At 68.3% G+C, this 14,416-nt stretch carries 15 protein-coding genes; 9 read left to right on the top strand and 6 right to left on the bottom strand.

Features of this window, described 5'->3' with window-relative positions; genetic code table 11:
* Positions 1-48 precede the first annotated feature (48 nt).
* The 3 genes from ACK4SC_RS03305 to ACK4SC_RS03295 all read left to right on the top strand — a co-directional run bounded on the left by ACK4SC_RS03305 (position 49) and on the right by ACK4SC_RS03295 (position 3,760).
* Complete coding sequence (locus tag ACK4SC_RS03305) at positions 49-1,179, top strand: aminotransferase class V-fold PLP-dependent enzyme (protein WP_409614777.1); 1,131 nt, start codon at positions 49-51, stop codon at positions 1,177-1,179.
* 230 nt (positions 1,180-1,409) lie between these two features.
* On the top strand, positions 1,410-2,705 hold the full coding sequence (locus ACK4SC_RS03300) for a PhoH family protein (RefSeq protein ID WP_409614776.1): 1,296 nt from the start codon (positions 1,410-1,412) through the stop codon (positions 2,703-2,705).
* Between the two features lie 65 nt (positions 2,706-2,770).
* Positions 2,771-3,760 (top strand): hypothetical protein, encoded by a 990-nt coding sequence (locus ACK4SC_RS03295; RefSeq protein ID WP_409614774.1) that lies wholly within the window; start codon positions 2,771-2,773, stop codon positions 3,758-3,760.
* 170 nt (positions 3,761-3,930) lie between these two features.
* On the opposite strand, the gene ACK4SC_RS03290 is transcribed toward ACK4SC_RS03295, so the two are convergent.
* Positions 3,931-4,203 carry a helix-turn-helix transcriptional regulator gene (locus ACK4SC_RS03290; protein WP_409614773.1) on the bottom strand — a complete coding sequence of 91 codons (273 nt, stop codon included), beginning with the start codon at positions 4,201-4,203 and terminating at the stop codon, positions 3,931-3,933.
* Between the two features lie 136 nt (positions 4,204-4,339).
* On the opposite strand from ACK4SC_RS03290, the gene ACK4SC_RS03285 reads away from it, so the two are divergent.
* Positions 4,340-4,663 carry a P-II family nitrogen regulator gene (locus ACK4SC_RS03285; protein ID WP_409614771.1) on the top strand — a complete coding sequence of 108 codons (324 nt, stop codon included), beginning with the start codon at positions 4,340-4,342 and terminating at the stop codon, positions 4,661-4,663.
* Between the two features lie 72 nt (positions 4,664-4,735).
* Here the strand turns inward: ACK4SC_RS03285 and ACK4SC_RS03280 are convergent, their stop codons facing one another.
* The 5 genes from ACK4SC_RS03280 to xseA are packed head-to-tail and all read right to left on the bottom strand — an operon-like array spanning position 4,736 to position 8,991.
* Positions 4,736-6,142 carry a class II fumarate hydratase gene (locus ACK4SC_RS03280; RefSeq protein ID WP_409614769.1) on the bottom strand — a complete coding sequence of 469 codons (1,407 nt, stop codon included), beginning with the start codon at positions 6,140-6,142 and terminating at the stop codon, positions 4,736-4,738.
* Positions 6,143-6,199: 57 nt separating this feature from the next.
* The gene (locus ACK4SC_RS03275; protein ID WP_409614856.1) at positions 6,200-6,835 is read right to left on the bottom strand and encodes a carbonic anhydrase; all 636 of its coding nucleotides are present in this window, start codon (positions 6,833-6,835) and stop codon (positions 6,200-6,202) included.
* A 29-nt stretch (positions 6,836-6,864) separates the two neighbouring features.
* Positions 6,865-7,515, bottom strand: coding sequence for a DUF4245 family protein (locus ACK4SC_RS03270; protein WP_409614768.1), 651 nt, complete (start codon positions 7,513-7,515; stop codon positions 6,865-6,867).
* Positions 7,512-7,739 carry an exodeoxyribonuclease VII small subunit gene (locus ACK4SC_RS03265; RefSeq protein ID WP_409614766.1) on the bottom strand — a complete coding sequence of 76 codons (228 nt, stop codon included), beginning with the start codon at positions 7,737-7,739 and terminating at the stop codon, positions 7,512-7,514. The genes ACK4SC_RS03270 and ACK4SC_RS03265 overlap by 4 nt, the downstream gene beginning before the upstream one ends.
* A gap of 1 nt (position 7,740) precedes the next feature.
* A complete protein-coding gene (gene xseA, locus ACK4SC_RS03260) occupies positions 7,741-8,991 on the bottom strand; it encodes an exodeoxyribonuclease VII large subunit (RefSeq protein ID WP_409614764.1) in 1,251 nt (416 codons plus the stop codon).
* 113 nt (positions 8,992-9,104) lie between these two features.
* On the opposite strand from xseA, the gene ACK4SC_RS03255 reads away from it, so the two are divergent.
* The 5 genes from ACK4SC_RS03255 (at position 9,105) to ACK4SC_RS03235 (ending at position 14,409) form a co-directional block, all read left to right on the top strand.
* On the top strand, positions 9,105-10,046 hold the full coding sequence (locus ACK4SC_RS03255) for an ATP-binding cassette domain-containing protein (RefSeq protein WP_409614762.1): 942 nt from the start codon (positions 9,105-9,107) through the stop codon (positions 10,044-10,046).
* A complete protein-coding gene (locus tag ACK4SC_RS03250; protein ID WP_409614760.1) occupies positions 10,043-10,867 on the top strand; it encodes an ABC transporter permease in 825 nt (274 codons plus the stop codon). The genes ACK4SC_RS03255 and ACK4SC_RS03250 overlap by 4 nt, the downstream gene beginning before the upstream one ends.
* 61 nt (positions 10,868-10,928) lie before the next feature.
* Positions 10,929-12,005, top strand: coding sequence for a 4-hydroxy-3-methylbut-2-enyl diphosphate reductase (locus tag ACK4SC_RS03245; protein WP_409614758.1), 1,077 nt, complete (start codon positions 10,929-10,931; stop codon positions 12,003-12,005).
* Between the two features lie 89 nt (positions 12,006-12,094).
* Entirely contained in the window at positions 12,095-13,267 is a 1,173-nt protein-coding gene (locus tag ACK4SC_RS03240; RefSeq protein WP_409614756.1) for a sensor histidine kinase, read from the top strand.
* The gene (locus ACK4SC_RS03235) at positions 13,264-14,409 is read left to right on the top strand and encodes a hypothetical protein (protein WP_409614754.1); all 1,146 of its coding nucleotides are present in this window, start codon (positions 13,264-13,266) and stop codon (positions 14,407-14,409) included. Before ACK4SC_RS03240 ends, ACK4SC_RS03235 begins: the two co-directional genes overlap by 4 nt.
* Positions 14,410-14,416 lie beyond the last annotated feature (7 nt).

The following is a 14,416-nucleotide window of genomic DNA, read 5'->3' as shown; positions in this document are numbered from 1 at the left end:
CCCGTCCCGTTCGCCTCCCGCACCACTCCAACGACGAAAGGCAACCCGATGCCCACGCTCGATGAGTACGCCGCCGAGTTCACCGACGAGCCCGGCTACCTCGACTTCGCGACCGTTGCGCCGATCGGTGAGGCCGCGATGGCCGAAGAGCGCGCGCAATCGCTTCTGCTGTCGACGGCCCGCTTCGGATCGCTGACGGCGATCGTTGACCAGGAAGACCGGGTGGATGCGGCTATTGCCGCCCTGCTGGGTGTCGCTCCCGAGCAGGTCGTGTTTCAGCCATCGACCTCGCAGGCGCTCATGCACGTCGCCTTTGGCCTCACCGGCGGCATCGCGCTGTCACGTGGAGAGCACCCCGCAACCTCCTATGCAGTAGCGCGAGCCGCCGACGCGCTGGGCGTTCTGCACGCCACCCGCTTCACACCCGACCACGATCGCGTGACGCCCGCATCGATCGCGGATGCGCTCACCGGCTCGGTCGCGGCCGTCGCGGTCAGCGCCGTCGACGACCGCACGGGTCATCTCGTCGATCTCGACGGGATTCGACAGGTCATGGGTGACCGCTTACTGATCGTCGACGCGAGTCAGGCCCTCGGCGTGGTGGAGGCCCCGTGGGAGGCCGCCGACGTGGTCGTCGGCACCGGCCGCACCTGGCTGCGCGCCGGCTACGGCACGGGTTTCCTCGCGCTGAGCGACCGCGCTGCTGAGCAACTCGTACCCGTGTGGTCGGGGTGGTTGGCCGCGGCCGGTGGCCACGGTGAAGACCGTACCGAGCAGGTCTCGCCCCCGACGGGCGGCGCGCGCGCCTACCGCGTGGGGTACGCCGACCCGACGGCGCAGGCACGGCTTGCGGGCGCGGCGGAAGAGGTTGCCACCGTCGGTGTTGCCGCGATTCGTGAGCGGGTCCTCGCCACCTGCGCGCAGATCATCGAGCTCGCCGACTTCGCCGGACTCAACGTCGTGTCGCCGCGCGACGACGCCGAGCGCGCGGGAATCGTCGTCATCGAACCGCCGAGCGGCGCCATCACTGCCCTCACCGCTGCGCTGCACAACCACGGAATCACCGCGGCAACCATCGGTGGCGCCGTTCGTCTGTCGGCGCACGTGTCGACCAGGGAGGACACGCTCGATCTGCTGCGTCTCGCCTTTGCCGAATTCCAGAACATGTCGGTCGCGTGAACGCGCGCGTGTTCTCGCGTGTCGTTCCCGCGCATCCCTCGCATCGGGCGTAGCGTCAGCGGCATCGGGCACCGCGCCCGATCGAGACGGCCGGAAGCTCGTCTCGCGAGCCCCCGGCCGACCTCGCACAACTGGTTCCGGGTGCGCCGGAGGTGCCCCGGGGATGGAGCACCGTGGCCGCGACTCGCACCTCCCGTTCCTCGTCCAGCGCGACTGAGCAGAAGGCGGAGGTGGCCCAGCGCACGTACGTGCTCGACACTTCCGTTCTGCTGAGCGACCCGAAGGCGATGTTCCGCTTCGCCGAGCACGCTGTCGTGCTCCCGGTCGTCGTCATCGGTGAACTGGAAGCCAAACGTCACGACCCTGAGATCGGGTACTTTGCCCGCCAGGCGCTGCGCAACCTTGACGAACTTCGCGTCAAGCACGAGCGTCTCGACTTCCCCGTTGCGGTGGGCGACGAGGGGGGAAGTCTCCGCGTCGAACTGAACCACTCGAATCAGTCGGTGCTGCCGAGTGGGTTGCAGCTCGGCGACAACGACTCGCGCATCCTCGCCGTCGCCATGAACCTCGCTGCCGAGGGGATGCACGTGACGGTTGTCTCGAAAGACCTCCCGATGCGGGTCAAGGCGTCGTCGATCGGCCTGGCGGCCGAGGAATACCGGCACGAGCTCGCCGTCGACTCCGGCTACACGGGTATGGCTGACGTCACGCTCTCGGCCGAGCAGATGGCTGACCTGTATGACCGCGAGGTGGTGCGCTCCAGCACGGTACGCGAGTTGCCCGTGAACACCTCGCTCGTAATCCACTCCGACCGCGGTTCGGCGCTTGGTCGCGTCGTGGGGGAGGACGAGATCCAACTCGTTCGCGGCGACCGCGATGTGTTCGGCCTGCACGGTCGTTCGGCCGAACAGCGACTCGCGATCGACCTGCTGATGGACCCGCAGGTTGGCATCGTCTCCCTCGGCGGGCGAGCGGGAACGGGCAAGTCGGCGCTGGCGATGTGCGCCGGGCTCGAAGCGGTGCTCGAGCGCAACCAGCAGCGCAAGATCATGGTGTTCCGCCCGCTGTACGCGGTCGGCGGCCAGGAGCTCGGCTACCTCCCGGGCGACGCCAGTGAGAAGATGAACCCCTGGGCGCAGGCAACCTTCGACACCCTGTCGAGCGTCGTGTCGCAGAACGTGCTCGATGAGGTCATCGACCGGGGCCTGCTTGAAGTGCTGCCGCTGACGCACATCCGTGGACGCTCGCTGCACGACGCCTTCGTCATCGTCGACGAGGCGCAGTCACTCGAGCGCAACGTGCTCTTGACCGTGCTGTCCCGCATCGGTCAGAACTCCAAGGTCGTGCTCACCCACGACGTCGCGCAGCGCGACAACCTCCGGGTGGGCCGTCACGACGGCGTCGCGAGCGTCATCGAAACGCTGAAGGGGCACGCGCTGTTCGGCCACATCACGCTCACCCGCAGCGAGCGCAGCGCCATCGCCGCGCTCGTCACCGACCTGCTGGAGGGCAACGAGCTCGCGTAGCCGCCGCGTTTTGCGGCGGTGAGGGGATGCTCGCGAGAACGGCGAGCATCCCCTATCGTTCGTTCATGAGCATCGATCGAAACGGCGGGCTCGCGCGCCGGCGCCAGCGGGCACAGTGGGCCGGAGCCGTGTTGACGGGCATGGTGCTGGCGACACTGCCCGGATTCGGGGGTGCGCTCTACTTGACGGTTGCGGTGTCGAGCGCAGCGACGATCCTGCCGAGCGTGCTCGCGGCGATTCCCGTGGCCATCGCCGTCGGTGCCGTCGTGGTGCTGTTGCACGCGGTCAGTCAGCGACCGACGGCTCGGCCGATGACCGTGGCAGGTGCCGTTCTCTTCTCGCTGGGTGCGGTGGCGCAGGTGGGGGCGAGTGCTCTCGCGGCCACGCCGCAGGGCTACAGCCCGGTGCTGTGGATGCTCGGCGCTATTGCGGGGATGGTCGGCGCGGTGCTGTGCCTGGGTGCGTGGATCCGCACAGGCCCCGCGGGCCGCGAGTCTTTCGGCGGCGACGAGCGCACGTCGGGTGGCGCTCGACGCGTGTGGATGGCCGCTGCGATCTCGAGCGTGGCGTGCCTCGGTGTGGCGGCCTTGGTGACCGTGGACGCGCTCGAGTGGGGTCCCCGCTCGCAAACCGACGGGCTCGGTCTCGACGAGATCCTCGCCCGGCTGAATGAGGTTGACGTGGCCTCTGCCCGTGCCGGCCTCGCGATCGGCCTCGCCCTCGCCTTCGCGCTCTGCGCAACCCCGTGGCTAGCAGCGTGGTTGATGCGCCGGCGGTCACCCCGAGACGGCGTTCGTGTCGTCAGCGTGACCGCTCTCGTCGCCGTCGGGGGAATCGTCCTGATGCAGACCCTGGGTAGCTTCAGTCTCGGAATGTCGATCGCCGACACCCTTCCGCCGTACGTCGGGTCGCAGTCGCCGCAGTGGCAGGTGTTCTTTCCGATCGGGACGCTGCTGGCGTGCGTCGGAATCACGCTCGCGCTCGGCTGGGCGCGGGCGCCCGCCGCCCCGGCACAATCCGCTGCCGGATTGCGAAAGCCGGTGCCAATTGCCTAGGACGTCCGAGTCTGGGTGCGCATCCCGATCCTGTCGAGGGCTCATCACGGGCGGTAGGGTGAGGGCGCGGGCCGGGGTGCGGACCGCGTGCGCTTCAGAACCGGTGGTGCGGATCGGAGAGCTGCCGAGCATCCCGGCTCGCCCTGAGCGCCCGGCGTGCTCGCCAGCCGTCAGTCGGCGACCGAGTCGAGCAGATCGCCGACCGTGTGAGCGCTTTCGAGCGGGTGGCGCAGCGGCTGCTCGCGCAGGATGCGATAGGTGTTGCGGCGGCCATCGCGGAACTTCTCGAGATAGCCACCCTCGACGAGCTCGCCGAGGATGCGCACGACGGCACGTTCGGTGATGCCGACGCGGTCGGCGATGTCGCGCACCCGGAGGGATTCGTCGTCGAAGAGGCACACGAGCACGTGTGCGTGATTGGTGAGGAACGTCCACTCCGCCACCCCTCCACTGTAGGCGGGGGATTCCCTCATCGCGTCCATTCCGCGCGCAACACCGACGGTAGGTGCTGAATCATGGCTGGCGCGCGTAGCGTTGGACTGCCGGTGAGGCTCTCACCATCACTCAGAAGGGGGCGGCATGACCGTCGAAGGACTCTCTCCCATGACCAAGGTCGAGGTGGTCGTGCGCACGGCCGATGCCGACGCTGTCGCGCGTCAGATCGTGAGCGCGGGAGGGACGGGGTACACCAGCCTGCCGGGCGTCACCGGACTGGGCCACCACGGCGCCCACGCGGGCCGTGCGCTGTTCAATGACCAGGACTCGCTCACCCTGACGATCACGGTCGTGCCCGACGATCGCGCACCCGCCCTGATTGCTGGCTTGCGCGAGTTTCTCGAGCGGCGGCCGGGGGTCATGTTCGTGTCGGCCGTCTCCGTCAGCCGCCCCCACTACTTTCAGTAGGTCGCCCTGAGACGACGAAACCCGCACCGGTGCTGGCGGCGCGGGTTTCGTCGGGTTTCGGCAGTTGCCGGGCTAGAGGCCGGGTGAGGTCATCGAGAGCACGTCGAGCAACTCGTCGAGCTGCTGCTCGCTGATCTCGCCCCGCTCAACGAATCCGAGGTCGACGACGGCCTCGCGCACGGTGATGCCCTTCGCCACCGAGTGCTTCGCGACCTTCGCGGCAGCCTCGTAGCCGATGACGCGGTTCAGCGGGGTCACGATCGACGGCGACGATTCGGCGAGCGCGCGGGCGCGATCGAGGTTCGCCTCCAGCCCACGCACGGTCTTGTCTGCGAGCACGCGCGTGGAGTTCGCGAGCAGGCGGATCGACTCGAGCAACGACGTGCCCATTACCGGAATGGCGACGTTCAGCTCAAACGCACCCGATGCGCCAGCCCAGGCGATCGTCGCGTCGTTCCCGACGACCTTCGCGCACACCATCAGCACGGCCTCGGGAACGACAGGGTTCACCTTGCCGGGCATGATCGACGAGCCGGGCTGCAGATCGGGGATGTGCAGTTCTGCGAGGCCCGTGTTCGGTCCCGAACCCATCCAGCGCAGGTCGTTGCAGATCTTCGTCAGCGAGACCGCGATGACGCGCAGCGCACCGCTCGCCTCCACGAGGCCATCGCGGGCCCCCTGCGCTTCGAAGTGGTCTTCTGCTTCGGTGATCGGCAGGCCCGTTGACGCGGCAAGTTCGGCGATGACTTTCTGCGAGAAGCCCAGGGGCGTGTTGATGCCCGTTCCGGTGGCGGTTCCGCCGAGCGGCACCTCGGCGACACGCTCGATGGTCGCGCGAACCCGGGCGACGCCGAGTCGCACCTGGCGGGCGTAGCCGGCGAACTCCTGGCCGAGTGTCACGGGCGTGGCATCCATGAGGTGCGTGCGGCCCGCCTTGACGGCGGTCTTCCACAGCTCGGCTTTCTCTTCCAGCGCCTCGGCAAGGTACTCGAGGGCGGGGATCAGGTCCGCTAGCAGCGCCTCCGTCACCGCGAGGTGAACCGAGGTGGGAAACACGTCGTTCGACGACTGGGAGGCGTTCACGTGGTCGTTCGGGTGCACAGCCGTGCCCGCGTGCTGCGTCGCAAGGGTGGCGAGCACCTCATTCATGTTCATGTTCGACGACGTGCCAGACCCGGTCTGGTAGGTGTCGACGGGGAAGTGCTCGAGGTGCGCTCCGCCGATGATCTCGTCGGCGGCGGCGACGATGCCGCGCGCGAGCGTCTCGTCGAGGATTCCCAGTTCGGCATTCACGAGAGCCGCCGCCCGCTTGATCTGGGCGAGTGCCTTGATCTGGCCTGCTTCGAGACGTGTGCCGGAGATCGGAAAGTTTTCGACCGCGCGCTGGGTTTGCGCGCGATACAGGGCCGCCTTTGGCACCCGTACCTCGCCCATCGTGTCGTGCTCGATGCGGTACTCGGTCTCGGTGTTCGCGCTCATCGCGATTGTTCCGTTTCTGTCGATGTGAGGGGGATGGTTGGTGGTCGTGGATGATCGTCAGACGACGCCGACGACGGCGTCGGAATTCACCCGGCCGTCGTGCAGCTGGTAGTTCGCGCCGACGATGGCGAGCCGGCCATCGGCGACGGCCTCGCTGATCAGTTCACTGCGGCTGAGCAGCGCGCCCACCGTCGCTCGCAGGTGTTCACGCCCGACGTCGAACGGCTCGATCGTATCGGTGCTCGACGCCCCCGTAATGCGGCGGACGCGGTGGACGGCGGGCGTGATCTGCGAGACGAGCGACTGGATGCTCGCGGGCAGCGCGGGCGCGTCAGGACCGTCCTGGTCGATCGCGGCGCGCACCGCGCCACACTCGTCGTGCGCCAGAACGACGATGAGGGGCACATCAAGCATCGCGACCGCGTACTCGAGCGAACCGATCACACTGTCGCTCACAATCTGACCGGCGTTGCGCACCACGAACAGATCGCCGAGCCCCATGTCGAAGATGATCTCGGCCGCGATCCGGCTGTCGCTGCAGCCAAACAGGGCAGCGTCTGGCCGTTGATGGGCGCTGACTTCGGTGCGACGCTCCGCATCTTGGTGAGGATGACGCGGTGCCCCAGCGACGAACCGGTCGTTGCCCTGCGCCATGGTGCTCCACACCGCTCCCGGGGTGCGGTCGGCGATCATCATGGTTCTCCTCGTCTGGTCGACGGGCGTCAGTCTGAGGCGGAGATGTCTGCAGCGATCGCCGTGGCCAGCAGGGTGAAGTCGGCTTCGTCTGCGGTGCCGAACAAGACGATAGTGCTGCTGGCCGTTTCGGTGACAAGCGCGTACTGACGATTCTCGAGCTGGCTGGCGCCGCGTCGGTCATAGAGCGTCCACGATACTCCGGCGATCTCGACCGCCTCGCCGGCCGTGCGCGGTTGGCGCAACTGCTCGGCGAGCCAGGTGGGGTTGGCGTCGAAGCCCTGAAGCAGTCCCACGAAGCCGGCACGCGTGGGCTCGGGGTCGGTGACAAAACCGACGTACCACTCGGTGACACCGCCCGATGCCGACAGTCCGGCGCGGTTGACCCACCACTGCGGTGGCACGACGGGAGCCACGATGTCGAAGTCGGTGCCGGCGGTCAGTTCATCGGCGGTCGCGCGATAGTCGATCGGAGGGGGAGTGGGAGCCTCCCGCACCACGACGACGATGAGGAAGAGGACAATCAGCAGGGAGGCGCCGATCGAGAGCAGCAGATTGATGGTCGTTTGGTTCGCGCGCCGTTTGGCGCGGTTGGCCGCCACGCGGGCCGCTTTTTCTTCTGGTGTTTCGGGTCGACCGAGTTCGGCGACGATGGGGCGACCCGTCGCGGGATCCGTCATGAGGTTTCGGCGGCGGCGCGCGCGGCGTCGAGTCGCTCTTTGGCGCCGATCAGCCAGATTTCGCACCGCCGGGCGAGCGCCTCTCCGCGCTCCCACAGGGCGATGGATTGTTCGAGCGTCGCACCGCCCTGTTCCAGTGCGGTGACGACACGGACGAGCTCGTCGCGAGCCTCCTCATAACTGAGGCTCTCGATGTCGGCGGGGGTTTCGCTCACGCTTGCCATGCTATGCGTCGCCTTCTGTGTCGGGGCCGGGAACGCGGGCATCGGCGGCGATGACGCCGTCGGCTACCGTCACGCGCAGTCGCTGGCCGTCGGCCACCTCGGCCGCGGCGCGCACGACGGAACCGTCTCGGGTCTGCACGATCGCGTAGCCGCGATCGAGGGTCGATTGCGGTGACAGTGATCGCAGTCGGGCGCGGCGTTCGGCGAGCTCGTCGCTCGCGCGCTGCACCAGCCGCTCAGTGAGTTCGGCCCCGCGTGCGACGAGGCGAGTGAGCTCGTCGGCCCGGCCGTCGATGATCCAGTCTCCGCTCGCGAGCGCGGGCCGCGAGCGCAACTGGGCGAGACGGTCGACTTCGCCGCGCACCTGCACCGTGATGCGTGAGCGCAACCGAGTGCGTGCTTGGTCGAGTCGCGCGAGTTCGTCGCCAACGTCGGGAACGACGCGCTTCGCCGCGTCCGTCGGCGTCGACGCTCGGAGGTCGGCAACGTCATCGAGCAGGGGTCGATCGTTTTCGTGACCGATCGCACTAACGAGGGGGGTTCGGCACGCGGCCGCTGCGCGCACCACCCGCTCGTCGCTGAACGGCAAAAGGTTCTGGAAGTCGCCGCCTCCGCGAGCGACGATGATCACATCGACCTCGGGGTCGGCGTCGAGCGTCTCGATCGCACTGACCAGTTCGGCGACGGCGCGATCGCCTTGCACCGCCGAGTGCTGAACGCGGAACGCGACCGAAGGCCAGCGCAGCGCTGCGTTGCGCAGCACATCTTTCTCGGCGTCGCTGTCTTTGCCCGTCACCAGCCCGATGAGGTGCGGCAGGAACGGGAGGGGCTTCTTGCGGTTGACATCGAACAGGCCTTCGGCGCGCAGAGTGGCGCGCAGTCGTTCGAGCCGTTCGAGGAGGTCGCCCAGCCCCACGCGGCGCACGTCGAAGACCTGCATTGTGAGACTGCCGCCCTTGACCCACCAGTTGGCTTTGACGTGCATGACGACACGGTCGCCCTGCGTCACCCCGTCGGGGATGCGCGCGCGCACCGACGACCAGATGACGAAGGACACGGTTGCGTCGGCGCTCAGGTCTTTGAGCTTGCCGTAGACGTTTCCGCCGGACACGCCCCACTGCGTGATTTCCCCTTCGACCCACACTGCGCCGAGCCGATCGATCCAGCCCTTAAGTTTCTGCGACAGCTCGGCCACGGGCCAGGGCGCCTCGGCGCTGGTCGGTGCGGGCGTCGACGGCGCGGTGTCAGACATGGCACTCCGTTTCGTCGCGGACCGCTGGCACTGTTGCGGTGGGGGTCGGGCGAACGCCAGGGTAGTGGATACCCCCGTCACGACCGTCGCTGCGGGGCCGGAAATGGGGATCCATGCCGAGCGGTACACCGATCATCGTCGACACCCTCACGAAGCGCTACGGCACGGTCACCGCGGTTGATCAGGTCTCGTTTACCGCGCAGCCCGGCCGGGTCACCGGATTCCTCGGTCCGAACGGCGCCGGAAAGACAACGACCCTGCGCGTCTTGCTCGGGCTCGCGCGCGCGACCGAGGGCGCGGCAACATTCGGAGGCACGTCGTACGCGGCGCTCGACCAGCCGGCGCGCCGGGTGGGCGCATCCCTCTCCTCCGACGTTTTTCATCCCGGGCGTAGCGGCCGCGACCACCTTCGGGTCGTGCAGTTGGCGGCGGGGCTCGAGCGGGATCGGGTCGATGCTGTGCTGCAGCGCGTCGGCATGACCGAGGCGGCCGACCGCCGCGTGGGCGGCTACTCGCTGGGTATGCGGCAGCGACTCGGGCTCGCGGCCGCACTGCTCGGTGACCCGGGCACTCTCGTGCTCGACGAACCCATCAACGGGCTCGACCCCGCTGGAATCACCTGGATTCGCGTCTTCCTCCGCGAACTCGCCGCCGAGGGTCGCACGATCCTGTTGTCGTCCCACGTTCTCAGCGAGGTCGCCCAAACGGTCGACGACGTCGTCGTCATCGCACGCGGTCGCATCGTCATGACCGGCGCTCTCGCCGAGCTTTCTGCCGGCGCGGTGACCCGCGTGCGCGTCGACGCGGCCGACCGCGCGGGGCTCACGTCGGCCATCACGAGCGCAGGAGGTGTCCTTGAGGCTGACCCGACCGGCGCTCTCATCGTCAGCGGTCTCGACGCCGCCGCCGTCGGGCGTGCCGCCCTGGCAGCGGCGGTGCCGCTGACACTGCTGGCCCCGCAGTCTGACGATCTCGAATCCGTGTTCTTGCGACTGACGGCCGACAACCCCGAATCGGATGCTCGCCCCGCCACGGCAGGGGAGGTCGCCGCGTGAACGCCCTCGGCCGGGCCGTCGCCGCCGAAGTCGTTCGCGTCTTCTCCCTGCGCACGTGGTGGGTACTTGCCGTCGTGCTCATCATCTATGTCGCCGTCACGGCGGGAGGGTTCGCGTTCTTCGTGACGACCGAGACGGAGGGCGGCCCCGGCCCGCTCCCCGCCGAGGTGGCAACCCAGTTGGTGTACAGCTCCACGACGAGCGTGGCGCTGGTCATTCCCCTGCTGTTCGGGGCGCTCGCCGCCACGAGCGAGTATCGCTGGCGCACGCTGACCCCCACCTTCCTCGCACAGCCGCGACGCAGCGTGGTGCTCATCGGGCGTCTCGTCGTGGCGCTCGTGGTCGGCGCGCTCTACGGAATTGTGGGAGCCGCGACGTCGGTCGCCGCCGGCGCCGGGGTGCTCGCGGCCAACGGTGTCGACACGCTGTTGGCCGACCCCGAGGTGTGGGGGCTGATCGCCTGCACCGTATTGGCATGCGCCCTGTGGTCGCTGCTCGGACTCGGGCTGGGGGCCCTGCTGACAAGCCAAATCGCGGCCATCGTCATCGTGTTGGTCTTCACCCAGTTCGTCGAGCCGTTGCTGCGCATCGTCGCGGGGGCCTGGGAATGGTCGGCTGAGATTGCTCGCTACCTCCCCGGCGCCGCGACGGACTCACTCGTGGGGGCCGGCATCATCGCCTCGATCGGCGAACTCGACCCGACGGTGCCGGGGGTCATCGAGCCGCTGACGCGACTCGAGGGCGGGGTAGTCCTCGCCTCACTGAGCGTGGCGCTGATCGCGATCGCGGCGGTGACCACCCTGCGTCGCGACGTGGAGTAGATGGCCGCTACGAGCATCCTGCCCCGGCGGTATTTCAGGCCCGACCCGTAGACTCGACGCGATGTCCACGATCACGAACGGCGCCCTCGGCACGACCCTGACCGCGCCCGCCATCCCTGAGCGCCGCGACCGGCTGACTCCGGTCGAGGTTGACCGACCGAAGCGCGTGCTGCTGGCCGCGCCGCGAGGATACTGCGCCGGCGTCGACCGTGCCGTCATCGCGGTCGAGAAGGCGCTCGAGCAGTACGGGGCTCCCGTGTACGTGCGCAAGCAGATCGTGCACAACGTGCACGTCGTGAGCGAGCTCGAGAAGGCGGGCGCCATCTTCGTCGATGAGGTCGATGAGGTGCCCGAGGGTTCGCACATCGTCTTCTCGGCGCACGGCGTCAGCCCCGCCGTCGTTCAGGGCGCCGCCGAGCGCGAGCTGCAGGCCATCGACGCCACATGCCCTCTCGTGACGAAGGTGCACCGCGAGGCCGTGCGGTTCTCGAAGCAGGACTACTGGATCCTGCTGATTGGGCACGCCGGCCACGAGGAGGTGGAGGGCACGATGGGGCACGCCCCGGAGCGCACGATCCTCGTGAACGACCCGGACGAAGCCGACCGCATCGAGGTGCCCGACACCGACAACCTCATCTGGTTGTCTCAGACCACGCTCTCGGTTGACGAGACGATGGAGACCGTGCGGCGACTGCGCGAGCGCTTCCCGCACCTGAAAGACCCGCCGAGCGACGACATCTGTTACGCGACGCAGAATCGCCAGGTCGCGATCAAGAAGGTTGCCCCCAACGCCGATCTCGTCATCATCGTTGGCTCGGCGAACAGCTCGAACAGCGTGCGTCTCGTCGAAGTCGCCCTTGAGTACGGGGCGAAGGCTGCCTACCGCATCGACTACGCCAGCGAGATCAAGCAGGAGTGGTTCGAGGGTGTCGCCACGGTCGGCGTGAGCTCGGGCGCGAGCGTGCCCGAGGTGCTCGTCGAACAGGTGCTCGCCGACCTTCGCGACGCCGGCTTCGACGATGTCGAAGTCGTTAAGACGGCCGAGGAAGACCTCATGTTCTCGCTGCCGAAGGAGCTTCGCACGAACGCCACGGGCGAGCGCGACGAGCGCGCCCTTGGTGGGCGCACCCGGAACTGAGGCGAGAGGACACCCGGGCAATGGTGTCCACCCCTTCCTCGTCCGCACCATCGCCAGAGACGCTCTCGAACCTCCCCTCGCCACGGGGGGTGACCGCCGCTGGGCTCGTGCGGGGCCTCAGCGCGGCGATGCGGTGGATCGGGCCCGTGTCGGTGCTGCTCGTCGCCGCGGTCATCGGCGAAACAGCGGTCGTGCTCGATCGGGTCGACGACGCTGTGATCGTCCTGCTCGCGCTCCTTCCCGTGCTGGGAACCTCGGTCGCGCTCGCCGTGCGCCCCAGTCTCGCCACGATGGTTGTGCACCTTGCCGTCGGACTCACGATCGGTAGCGCGTATGTCGCCCTCGCGGTCTCGTTCTCTGCTCCGCTGGGGCAGCGTGCTGGGTACCTCGTCGAGGGCGCAGCGGTCGCCCTCATCTTCGTCGGCGCCCTCAGCCCGCGCGGTGTCAGCGGCATCGGATGGATCCTGGCGGGCCTCGGCACCGGGACTCTCGCCATTGCGTTTGGCTCCCTCATCGCGGGTAGTGCCGTGCGCTTCTCGCCCGACCGCGTCATTGACGCGCTCATCATGATCTTCGCGTTCGCTGTCGTCGACATCGGCTGGCGACGCACCGGAGGCAGGCTCCCTGCCTTTCGCGACATCGCCCGCGAGACTCGTCGCGCGGACGAGCGCCGTCGCCGCGAACGCTCTGCCGCCGCCGTCGTCCACGACACCGTCCTGTCTGATCTGGCGGCGATCGCCCACTCAGATGCGGTCATCGATGAGGGGATGCGGGCCCGCATTCGCGCAGACCTCCAACGGCTCGACGACGCAAACGCGACATCAACGGGCACGGTGTCGATCGTTCCCCGCGAGGGAAGCTTCGGTCGGGCGCTGCTCGAGTTGGTCGAGGATTACCGGTGGCGCGGCGGTCGTATCGATCTCGTCGGCACCGAGCATGTGCACGATGACGCGTTGGCACCTCCGGTTGCCGAAGCACTGCACGCAGCACTGGCAGCGACCCTCGACAACGTGCGGCGGCACGCGTCGGCAGGTCACGTCGAGGTGACCCTCGGCGGTGATGCCGACCGCCTCACTGTTCTGGTGGTCGACGATGGGCACGGTTTCGACATCAACACGATCCCCACCGATCGCCTGGGCTTGCGCGAATCCATCATCGGGCGCATGGAGCGTGCCGGCGGCTCGGCGAGGCTCTGGTCGTCGGAAGGGGGGACGACGGTGTTGCTGTCGGCTCCTCGAGTGCCGCTGGGTGGTGCCGAATGAGTGTGTGGTGGCGACGGTCGGCCAACGACGTCGACACGTTGAGTTGGCTCACCGCTTCCCTGGTCACCGCGTGGGTGCCGCTCCTGATTGTGGCGCTGGGCAGCGGTGCAGTGTTGGTCGGAGGGCAAGGAGCAGGCGCTCCGCTCTACCAGTGGGCAGCCGTGCTGTTGGCGACGCTCTCAACACTGGCCATCCACATCGCCGCCCGTCCGCGTCGTCGTCGCTTCGGCACGCCGGTCGCTGTGCTGGTGTCGGTGTTGGCAAGCTCCGCCGTGTTGCTGAGCGGCTGGGGTATCGGGCGGGCCAGCCAGAACGGCGACGACTCGCTGATTCCGGAACTCTGGTGGGCACCGGTCGCGGTGTCGCTCGTGGTCATGTCGTTGAGTCCATTCGTGCCCGGTCGCGTCTTTCTTCCCGCGGGGGCGATGGTGGCCGGTGCGAGCGTGCTCGCTGCCGCCTTTGCCACGGAGCCACTAGCGGCCGTCTCACCCGGCGCCGAGATCGTCATCGCCGCATCCTCGCCCTTGTTTGCCCTCATCGGTGGCACCTTCTTGACCCAATCGTTGATCGAGCAGGTGCAGGGGTGGCGCTCTGGCCTCATCGAGTCGATCGCGGCGCCGCCGGCCCGCGAAAAGGCGGTGTCGATTATCGACCGCGCAACACACGGCGCCTTGACCGGCGAGGCCCTGCCGTTCCTCCGCGCGATCGGCGACGGCGCTCCGGTCGATGACGCAACGCGCAAACACGCTTCCGAATTGGCGGCACGTCTGCGCACCGCCCTCATTGATCGAGACGGCAGCGGCTGGCTGTCGGGCATCATCGCTCGGCGACCCGTGCACGTCACCGACCCTCAGCGTCTGGCCGAACGCGTGTCGCTTGACCAGCGCGCGGCAATCATCGCGCTCATCGATGGGGTGTTCTCTGATCCCGCGGCCGGAGTGTATGCCGCTCGACTCGAGCTCGCCCCCGGTGACGACGAGACGGTGGGTGTTGCGCTGACGCTCGACCTCACGCTTCCGGAGGGGCGGCGCACGTCGGCGTTGGCTCCCTACTACCTGAGTGCAAAATCCGTGGTGCGCGATATTTCCTGGACGAACGGGCGATCTGTCGTCGTCCGGTTCGGGGTTGACGGCGAGCAGTAACGTCACG

Origin of the sequence: Microcella sp. (genome assembly GCF_046293215.1) — a bacterium.
Classification (GTDB): domain Bacteria; phylum Actinomycetota; class Actinomycetes; order Actinomycetales; family Microbacteriaceae; genus Microcella.
This window is presented reverse-complemented; position numbering and strand designations above follow the sequence as displayed.